Below are 10,702 nucleotides of genomic sequence, written 5' to 3' on the forward strand. Positions count from 1 at the left end.
TTTAAATATATTTAATGGAGTTTAAGACATGGGGCTTTGTAAGCGCTCTACATTTGATGAAAGGTCAGAAACATCTTGCTCTAAAGTCATTGCCTGGTCTATCGCACGTTTCATTAAATATTCTTGATTAATTTCTTTAGGCTCTTTACGAGTAGCATTCTTTTGTTCTTCTTCTAATTTGAAACGTTCAAAAGCGAAAATAGAACGAATAATACATAAGCTATCTTCAAGTAGGTCTGAATGCACTTTAGGAAAAATTAGATCAGGATCTAAATCAGATGCGACTTGGTTAAACAGCATAAATTGATCGCGATGTTCGATAAGAAATTCATCATATGTACCGAACTCAGATTCGATCATATCTGGACAATTTGCGAGAGTAGAGACTTTCGTATCTTGTGATAACAGAATTGAATCACCTGATGGCGCAACTAAAGCATGAATAGGTTGTTCTGCAATAGGAGCCAACAACACTACAGTAAATGGGCGTGTTTGGTTTTTCATGGTTAGTCCTAATTAATATAAAAAAAGCTTTGGCCAAAAAGTCTATTTTGAAATTTTGGTAGGTTAATGGAATCGAATAGAAGGTCCGTCTCTTTAGTACACTTCTGATTAATTAGATAAATGATATTTTGAAGAAGTGCAATTAATTTAAATGGACTGTTGTATTCATTGAATATGGGTGCAGCAATGCAAAGAGTCTTTTTTCTATCGGTTGATAATGCCCATGGGTTCACCAGGGTAAAGCTCACCTTGGCATTATTATGTTCAATTGGTCGTGCATAAATATCAAGAACATCGGATAAAGTAGATACCTTTAATTCTTTTGAAATGTCAGTAAGAATCTCACTGACTTGAAGCGCTGTTTTATCATGAATATCGCTTATAGTGATGCAAACACCACTATTACTATTCATTAAATTTGCATAAAGAACTTCAATAACCATGGACTCGTCTTTGGATAAATCCTTTAAATTGGCATTGACTAAATCTATGATCCGATCTGATTTTTGTTCAAGTTTAATTTGAAGCAAAAGCGGTTCATTCTTTTTTGAAACAGGGAGTACTTTATAATCGCTAAGATTGTAATTTAACCGCTTCATTTCAGTAATCAGTGTTTCTTTGGCATTATCAAAAAGCTTCTGATCTCTCTTGGTTAAACCAATAACAAAATTTGTAGACATGAGTATATTCATGATCCACAAAGCAGTAGATAAGGATAAAACACTATCCTTAACAACTTCTGAATCTGAATCAGAAAACCCAGATATTTGCTTGATTTTGTCGGTTATCGAAATCATGTGAACCCTTGTTTAATTCGGCATTTTCATCTGAAACTTTGTCAAAAAGATTAGTTTGATTAAGTACGTCTTGGATATTTTTTTGTGGATCATCACTGAGTAAACATTGGAATAGGGCGCTAATTAAAGTAGCAAGTGATGTTCCATAGTCATTGGTACACTTGATTAACTGGCCAGCATCTAAGCAAATTGGTGTTTCATCATCATAAAGCAAGTGTAATTCTGGTGATTCAGCATAAACCAACTTTACATGAGTATCCGTGATGATTAACTCAACTTCTAAGTACTCATTATTTTCAACAAAATATTTAAAGCGCAACATCAATGCATCATCGCCACGTTCTATATATACAATTTGTCGATCGGTCGTATTGGTATGGCTGACGAATCTATTCTCTTTTGTGATCTGATCAATGTAGTTCAAAAAGATGGTTTTGAGTGACGCACTTAAAATACCTTTGGCAGCGAGTTCACTTTTCAAGTAAGGCAGAAAGTTTTCAAGATTTTCATGCAATGGTTTTTGCATTCGATCATCTCCAATGGGATTAATAAAAGGGCATACACATCAAATGTACAGCGACTCAGTTATGACTATTTCGTTACAACAGTTACTTAAAAGACTGCAGACTGTTTGACTTATAAAACTGATACTTTCGCCACACTTTTAATTCAGAAATATCTAACTTGTTTCTAAATCAATATGGCTTTATTTGATTATAAAGCCACATTGAAAGTTTAAATATTTAAAAATTATTTTTAGTATATACCTAAATCTAAGATTTAAAATGGATCTAACTTTTAACTGGCAAACTTTGTTGCTTTGGTTAAAAGGGTTAAGTCTTCATGGAATTGATTTTTTAAAAACCCATAGTTAAAAACGTAACTAATAAAGGTGAAAAACTCTAATTGGTTCGGTATTTTGTCTTCAAGAATACTGACCTCTAATTGCAATGTTCCTGTTGCACGTTTCTTAGAATGAAACTTAAGACCATCAAATGTTTGACCGTAATAAGTTGATATTTCCAAGAAAACTAAACGGAAAAAATAAGGGAAGATTTGAGAAACAACACGCTCAGGATCATCAATTTGAGTTAAACGTCTACCGTTGTGATATTTAAACTTAATACCATCAGCCATACTTTTTTCTACCAACAGGCGAATATAGGCATGACTACGAGTAATCATGCTTTTAAGTGGCGTTTTTGCTTCATGAATATTTTCGTATTGCATTTAGTTATCTCACATCTCAAGTCTTAATTGGTCAGCTTCATTTTCTTTTTCAATCGAAACTTCAGCAATAATTTTTTGGGTATTTTCGTTTTGCAGATCTTGATCAAATATTTCATTCACACAAGTTTCGACTAATTGTTCAGTCAAGTTTCTGCAGATCTCAAACTCTAAACCTTTAGGTTGTACGGTAGGGTAGCCGTCAATTAAAAATGAGTTTTTCATTTCATTTTCATTTGAAACTTTAGAGTACAAATAAGTCTCAAAATAACGAGCAAACATTTCGGTACTGGTCGCGTAATACGGCGTTGCACGATTTTCAGCACTGTCGATATTTAAACAGTCCTTTTTATAACGCGATAGATTGTCACTAAAACGAATATCACCTACGTTAACTTCAACGTCTTGCGACTTATCAAAGAAGTTTTGCATTTGAGTATGAGGATTTTTAACTCCCTCAGGCATGTACTTCTCTACCAGGTTATAGAACTTGTATTTAGATGACTCTATCAAGTATTCAGATAGGTTTTGCGATAGTGTTTTTAAATCCACATTCGCTGCGTTCGCAACACCTGTAATTTTTTCTTCCAAACCGGTTGTAGGTAAATGATGTTCTGGCTGGCGCATATCATTAAGTTTTTGCTGATAGCGCTCAAACGACTTAAAGCTTATAGCATTAATGTCAGTGTTAATTTTAGAGACAATGACATCCACCTTGTCTTGAACTGTACTGAAGAAAGATAGGTTTGTATCAGCTTTATATTCACGCTCATACTTCTTCAAGTACTCTTCAATTTTCTCAAACTGACGGCGAATGAGATCTTCATAGTGCTTTTGGTACCAGTCAAAGAAGCTGTTTAAGGTTTTGCGCGTAGAATTAGGATAATTCTCTTTATTCTTAATCACTTCATCATGCATTGAATCAGCAACAGTGTGGTACGCCTTGATTGCAGTCTCAGCATTCTCATGAAGTACTTGACCGTAATTTTTCATTGGCTGAACTGGCTCATTCATCATCGCACGATGTACCTTTTCAAAAGCACGACCGGACTCAGTAACAGGGGAGTATCCAGCATCCAACATATTTGATAAGAAGTGTCGTGCACCTGGTATCTCAAAATTAGGGATGTCTTCATAATAGTCCTGAAGTACAGAACGATTCATTTGAGCGTGATTTTTATATACTTCCGCTTTTTCCAACATTCCCAAGTGTGCATCTAGCGCATGGCCATACTCATGAGCCAAACTTCCAGATCCGCTATCACGAGTTAAGTTAACCACGTTCTTAGACAGTTCAAAATGCGCTGCAGATCCTTTAATTCCGCGTGAAGCCAAAGCAACACCCAAGTTCAATAAACCATTGTTTGATTTAAAGCCCATGAGTTGTTTTAAGTCAGCCAATGAGTCATACACGGCATTAACCAACTGTTGAGCCACAGGACTAACTTTATTGCCTACTTCAACACCACGGATAGAAAAGTCATCTTTAAGCTTGAATGAATCCACATCGGCACCTTGGCGATGATCAGGACCAGTACGAGAGTAATTTAACAATCCGTAAATACTTGATTGGACTTTTTCAGTCACAAAGCCATTTTCAAGTTTTTTCACTTCACTGGTAAATGACGGCAAACGTGGTGCTTTAGGTGTATTCACAGCTTCAGTCGTTGCTTCTATAACTGGTGCAACAGGATCTTTAACATAAATAGGTGCAGATTCAGCTTTAACTAAACCACTTTCAATCGCACTTTTCAGAACGTATGGTTCAAGCACAGTTGAATATAAGCCAGTACGTTGCATGTTGCTGATCGCATCGCTCACATCTTTAGTGACTTTCGACTTACCGTAAAAATCAAAGATCTTACCTGTTGATAGAATCTCACTGAGTTCTTTATCAATCGTTTTTTCGATGATTTTCTCAAGCTGAACACTGATACCGCCTGTATGTTCTGGCATAATGTAGTACTCATTCAAATTGCTAAGCAATTCGAAGTAGTTTTTGTAGTTGTTCTTGGTACCTTTACTATAAAGCCCGATATAGTCTTTACGTTGGCGATCAGTCATACCAAGACTTTCAGCAGATAAGCTTTTATTGTTTCTTACCGCATGAATCAACTCTTCTTGAGTATCTACCATCAAATTTCTGATGTTAGAAACAACAGCCACATACGCACGTAATTCTGTCGCTCGTTGGCTATCAAGCATCAACGCATTTTTAGAGAATAACGGTTTAGTTGGGCAGTAGTCATACATTGCCTTTACGAATATTTTGTCATCAATACCGAGTGGCGTATTGGTGTACCAAGCTTGGAATTCTTTATTTGCAACGATTTTTGCTTTTCGATAGTCCGTAGCTGTTTGATCGGCTGATGTCGCTGAAATATATTCCAATGAAATGTATTCACCGTAGCGATCTTTATGTGCACCGCCAAACTTGGCACCTACATCACCTAAGTACATAGCAGGGGAGTCACTTGGCTCTACCTTTACATCAACAGGCACATATTTGTCTTTTGGTACCAATTGATCGATAAACGTGAAGTCAGTAAACACACGGTTTTGAAGTTGTAAGACATCTTCAACTGAGCGCATACTTTTAACAGGAAAAACGCACAGAGACTTGTAATCACCGTGAATATCGGACTTATCACCAAAAAGTTTAACCGATGCATATTCATTGTCGGTCGATGGCTTGATGGCCAAAAACAATTTGTGATTTTCAGTTTTGATATACGGCTTTATGTGTGCGGTTTGATCGTATAGAGCACCAAGCGTATTCGTAATCAAAGTTTGGAAATGCAAACTTGCTAACTGTTTATTCTCAAAGTCAGTTTTGTGTTTAATCTGAATTTCAGGCAAGTTAGATAGTGCTAATTGCTCTAAAGTGGTACCGAAATTAACCTTAGATTCGATAGCATTTAAGATTTCGTGACTAAACTGGTCTACATCATCAAAACCAGTAATCAATTGATACTGATAGTCATGAGACGGTATACGAAGAAGCACGGCAGTTAATTGAGGCTCATAGTCCGTATCAACCATAAACAATTGCGGTGTTTCATCTTGTTGAGATGATTTGTTTAGCAACTTGTATTGGTGAACTTTAGGGTTGGAACCTACAAAATGCTCAGCATAAGCCTGTTTAATCGTATCTTGTAATGCTTTGACATGCTCAAGCATGACGGCATTGACTTCATTTAAAGCGGTTAAGGTTTTATATTTTTCTGCAAACGCCTCATTCACGGCGATCTGCTCTAACATAAATCTAGGCTGAATATCCTCAAGTTCTGGATTACCTACACGGTTTAATACAACACTAAATTTGAGCTTATTAATGAACGGATCAGGTTCACCATTGATACCATTGCTAAAAAGTTCTTTAAGATCACTTTTCTGAAGTTTAGAGTTCACCAAATCAAACGGATGAACTTCTTCAAATGCCTGAACATCAAAAACTTTGGTTAAGTTTTTAGGCATGATTGCTGTCTGGCCATCTACATGAGCGATAACATAGGTGTACGCTGGAGAGATGTTGCTCAGAAGCTCAGTGACTTCATTCGGTTTTTTATCGTAGCTAAGATCCTCAAACTTTTCGTATGTTGCAGAATTAAGATTGCTGATGAAATCTAATTTAGAGTTGAAATTAGATGGATGATCAGAAATGTACTGGAACATCTTGTTTGGTAAAGACGTAAACACTTTATTGATTAAAGTTTGCTGACTATCTTTAGCTTTGAAGAAGTTGAGATCTGACTCGTAATATTTTTCAAAAGTGAACTTAGCTGGAGGCATAAACGTCATGCTGTTGCGTGAAGTCGATAACTTAAACAAAGCATTCGCAGACGTTTTAACCGCATCTCTATCATTAAAGCCAGTAGCCTTATGTATATTGGCATCTAGGGAAACTGAATGCCCAATAAACGGCGCATTTTTGTCTTTATGATTGTAGAGGCGTATATACTGAAGATCATTCTTTTGAAACACAGTTATAAACAAATCATGATCAGGGATCTTGATTGCGCCGTGGTGATCTTCATAGTGCTTTACAGCATTTTCTAGCTGAGTGTTAAAGTATTCAGATTCACTATTGAACTGTACGTTCTCTTCTTCAGCTGTTAGAGAAAAATATTTAACGTTATTCTGAAAAGCTACATTAGGTTTGAGAAGATCCTTAATCACCTCAAATTCTTTTTGTACTTCAACATCAAATTTGCCAAAAACTGTACGCTGATTAATATCAATCAGGTTCAGATAGTTGAATAGCTGAATGTTGTTGTAGTTGTGGTTCGGTAGGGCAGTTTTGTTTAACTGGAGCTTACCATCTTCTAACTGCATGCTTTGGACTTGCTTCAAGTCATCTGCAGTCAGCTCTACACCAAAGACTTTCTTAGTTTCTTGTTTGAGCTCTTTATCTTCACCAGCAATCACTAAGGCAGCTAGTTTTTGTGCCTTGTCATAATCGCCATCTTCTAGATATAGGGTTTTTTCAACAAAATACTTGGCAATGTTCGCATACGCTTGATTTGTTGCTTTGTAGCCATCGGTAGACAATGAAAAATGTTTGTTTTCATCAAATTCATTTGATTTAACGGTTTTAACTTTTAAATCGTCAATGTCACCCGTTGGTTTAATCTGAACATAGATTTCATCTGCAGCGAGATCCATGTTCGAGACAAATAAGGTCGAATTTTTAGAATAAAACTGACGTTCGATACTCGACAACAGATCCTTTGCATCTTTACGGTCTTCTTCCATGTCAGACTGCATATCTTCAGCAATCGACTTGATGTTTTCGCCACGGTCATCCTTTGTGATAAATGACCAGTCTTGTTGCGGATATTTGGCTGTTAATGCCTTTTGGAAGCTTTGAACTTCAACAAAGCGATTGAACTGACGGTCCAGACTAAACCCATCTGTATGTGATGAAGTTTTAGCAAGAATATCCTCAGGAACAGAATCAGATTTAGTCTTACGATTGAAGTTTTCACTTGCATTTGGCACCAATAAATTACGGAATAAAATCTCATTTACACCGTTCTTTAAGAATGACGCACTTTTAGTTTGTGATAGAGATTGTTTTAAAAATGCTTCATCAAAGTTTGATTCATCAAGAAGCCGAGTAAACTCTTCAAAATACGCTGAAGCTAATTTATCGTTATTAGCAAGATCAGCCGTGCACAGATCGCTTAACTCTAAACGCTGTACATCTTGCTCTAGCTCTAAAGGCGCAGAAAAATCACCAGCAACAAAATCATTGATATTTTGCTCAACATAATTGTTCGTGCGTGACATCAACATATCAACTGCAGTTTCATTATTCACAAATTCCTGAAGCTCAGGCGTGTTAATTGAAACCAATTGATTGTCGAATTGCTTAGATAGTAATTTGAACAGATCCGCTTTATGTTGATTGCTTTCTACTTCAGATTCAAAACCTACAAATTTGCCGTTTTCATCTTTAGCGTAGTAGAAGCTGTTTTTATTAAACAAAAAGGTATTTGTTGCAGACGTAATGCCAGATACCAAAGTTTCACTTTGCCATAAGACTTTTTTAACTTCATTGTACTGTTTTGAGATCTCAACATTGTGTGTGTCGATTTCGTCAGAGATCGCTTGAATATCATCTACGCTGAAGTTTTTTGTTTGTGTAGCTGAGCGCACGACATCTTGAATTTCAGCATATTTCTGATTTAGATAATCACTATATTGCTTCTCAATTTGTTGAGCTTGTTCAGTAGCCTTAGGAATGACATAGACATCCAAGATCTGTCTAATTTCAAGCATAGACGGCGCGAAATCACGCACCTTGTCATTGCCTCTTGCATCCAATAATTCTTCAGGAAACTTTAAGAGCTCTTTAAGTACGGCAACATCATCAATTTCTGGAGTAGGGAGGTCATTTGCAATGTTGAGTAGATCAGACTCAGTAATAGATGCCTTCTCAGTTGCCTCAAAATTAACATCAAGGTCATTCAAGATCTCGTTAACATTTGATTCATTGAGTTGTTCTTCTAGTTTACGCTGTTTGATTTCAGCAGATTGGTGATCATAGAGCGCATTAAACTTAGGAACGATGTTTACAGAGAATTCAGAGAACTCTTGGCTCAGATCGGCAAAGAAAACTTTACCTGTTGGCATCTGGCGTACCATTTGTTGTAAGACATCATGGCGAAGCATGGCAGCGTCATACACCATCTTATCTACAAGGCGTGTTTCAATACCTTGTTTAGACGCCATCCATGTGCCGTGTTCATCTTTATAAAAAGCTGGAATACCTTGTTTAGCTGATTCTAATAGCTTTGGATACGGCAATTGCTGTTGATTAAACACACGGTCTATCACAACAAGATCAGAAGCTAATTTTTGTACATAAGCATCAACATCTTTAAAGCTCATGTTAAACATTCTGTTGCCACGGCCATGCTCAATCAGCTGATTAAAAGTGGACTCGTATTCATGAGCAAAATGCACCAGGTTAATATTGTCATTTAACCCCAATGCTTCATACGGATCATGAGCAAAGATTTCAGGAATATGGCGCAAGTCATCAATAATCAGTAACGAACCATCTTTTTCGTAATTGACGGGTACTGCAAATGGAGACAACTTAATTTTGGCTAGATTATCTAGACTTTCGCCACTGGCCATCGCCGATTCTTCATCTAGATAGACTTTAGAGAAGATATTTTCATAGCCATAATCTTGAAGACGATTAAAAGGAATTTTTGAAGACTGAAATTGAGCCAAGTAGGATTTGTTCGATTCCTGAAGACTGGTTTTCAGCGTATCAAGGATATTAGATCCATTGTTTAGCTTACTGACATACACTTCAGGGAAAGCAGAAAGGCGTTCGGTCGCTGATGCGAAGTAACTTTTCCAGTTCGGAATGTTCTTCTTAAACGGTAGATTGGTGAGATAAATATCTTCTTGCTTAGTCGGTACTTTCATATCGTTGGTAAACGCTGGAAAGACCTTCTGAAGATCGTTTAGATCGATACCAGACTTTGCCGGGTTCTTATAGTAGTACGCATGAATACCATCATCATTTTGCACTTCATAAAAATGGGCATCCATTAACACTTGTTCAAATTGCTTAGAACTGTTTTGTTCAATAGATTTTTTGAATTGCTCAAATTCATTAACAACAAGCATCGCCGTTTTTGGGCGAAAATTGTTGGCTGGCGATACTACAAGACGCGCACCAAGACCAGTTAAATTAGGCCATTTAACTTCATTCACTTTATAGTCTCCTACTTGGTCACATAGCATGATCCAAGACTTTAAAACGACTCTTACGAGTACTTATATGTGCTTATATTAAACTAAAAAATTAACTTTGAGGGAGGGTTTAGGCGTTATTCTTTAAAATAGTATATACCGAGTAAATAGCACTGTTTAAATACCTATCATTTTTAATAAAACCATCTAAAACCGTGCACTATTCTTTCTTTTTTTATAAATAAAAATGCCACCGTATAGGTGACATCTTGCTTAAAGCTGATGGTTACATTTTAACAAATTCGTTTTTAGCGAGTTCGTCTGGTTGGGTGCCATCTTCTACACCTACAATAATTCCAGTACCACGAATAAAGTAGCCACTATTATTCGGATATTGGACCAAGGTAACATTATGCTCAAGGTTACTTTCTAAAAAGGTAGTGCCGTATCCCCAAAACTTATTTAATCCTTGCCATGGAGCATCCTTAATATAATTGTTTTGGGCATATTGAATGGTGTATTGACCAATTGGAAGAGATATATTGACAGTTTGCTTTTTGGGTACCTGAACAACGGCTCGTAACCTTTTAGTGGCCTTATCTCGAATGATAAACACAGTATCAACATTTTGAGATTCCATTGAAACAGGACCAAAATGTTGTGTGTTTTCCATACTGGAAACATTAATCACTTCTTTTTTAAATGGCATGGCTGCACTATTGGCTACCATTTTTTGATGTTCAGCATAGTCTTTTGCCATTTGTAGACCGTTTTCAGGTTCATTCGGTTGGCCTGGATTGGCTGACTCTACTGATTGAGCTTGTTTCGATATTGCCCGTGTAGCACTTTGAGCAAAGAGATCGACCAATCCGAAATGATTAGCCACAGATATAATTGCAACTGCTAGACCAAAACCAGCAAATTGCTTTGGAATTGCTATTGCCATAGTGCCCCCT

General features: G+C 36.7%; 6 protein-coding genes. All 6 read right to left on the reverse strand.

The annotated features are described in order from the left end of the window. Positions 1 to 21: 21 nt before the first annotated feature. Complete coding sequence (locus tag J7649_RS15115; protein WP_005028671.1) at positions 22 to 504, reverse strand: hypothetical protein; 483 nt, start codon at positions 502 to 504, stop codon at positions 22 to 24. 8 nt (positions 505 to 512) lie between these two features. Continuing rightward, complete coding sequence (locus tag J7649_RS15120; RefSeq protein ID WP_005028672.1) at positions 513 to 1,301, reverse strand: hypothetical protein; 789 nt, start codon at positions 1,299 to 1,301, stop codon at positions 513 to 515. Beyond that, positions 1,255 to 1,827, reverse strand: coding sequence for a hypothetical protein (locus J7649_RS15125; RefSeq protein WP_005028673.1), 573 nt, complete (start codon positions 1,825 to 1,827; stop codon positions 1,255 to 1,257). Before J7649_RS15125 ends, J7649_RS15120 begins: the two co-directional genes overlap by 47 nt. A gap of 272 nt (positions 1,828 to 2,099) precedes the next feature. Further along, positions 2,100 to 2,531: a hypothetical protein gene (locus J7649_RS15130; protein ID WP_005005806.1), complete on the reverse strand. Its 432-nt coding sequence runs from the start codon at positions 2,529 to 2,531 to the stop codon at positions 2,100 to 2,102. A 9-nt stretch (positions 2,532 to 2,540) separates the two neighbouring features. Then, positions 2,541 to 9,767 carry an LPD1 domain-containing protein gene (locus J7649_RS15135; protein WP_228198722.1) on the reverse strand — a complete coding sequence of 2,409 codons (7,227 nt, stop codon included), beginning with the start codon at positions 9,765 to 9,767 and terminating at the stop codon, positions 2,541 to 2,543. A gap of 265 nt (positions 9,768 to 10,032) precedes the next feature. Further along, on the reverse strand, positions 10,033 to 10,692 hold the full coding sequence (locus tag J7649_RS15140; protein WP_005028677.1) for a hypothetical protein: 660 nt from the start codon (positions 10,690 to 10,692) through the stop codon (positions 10,033 to 10,035). Between the last annotated feature and the right edge of the window lie 10 nt (positions 10,693 to 10,702).

It is taken from the genome of Acinetobacter lwoffii, assembly GCF_019343495.1.
Classification (GTDB): domain Bacteria; phylum Pseudomonadota; class Gammaproteobacteria; order Pseudomonadales; family Moraxellaceae; genus Acinetobacter; species Acinetobacter lwoffii_P.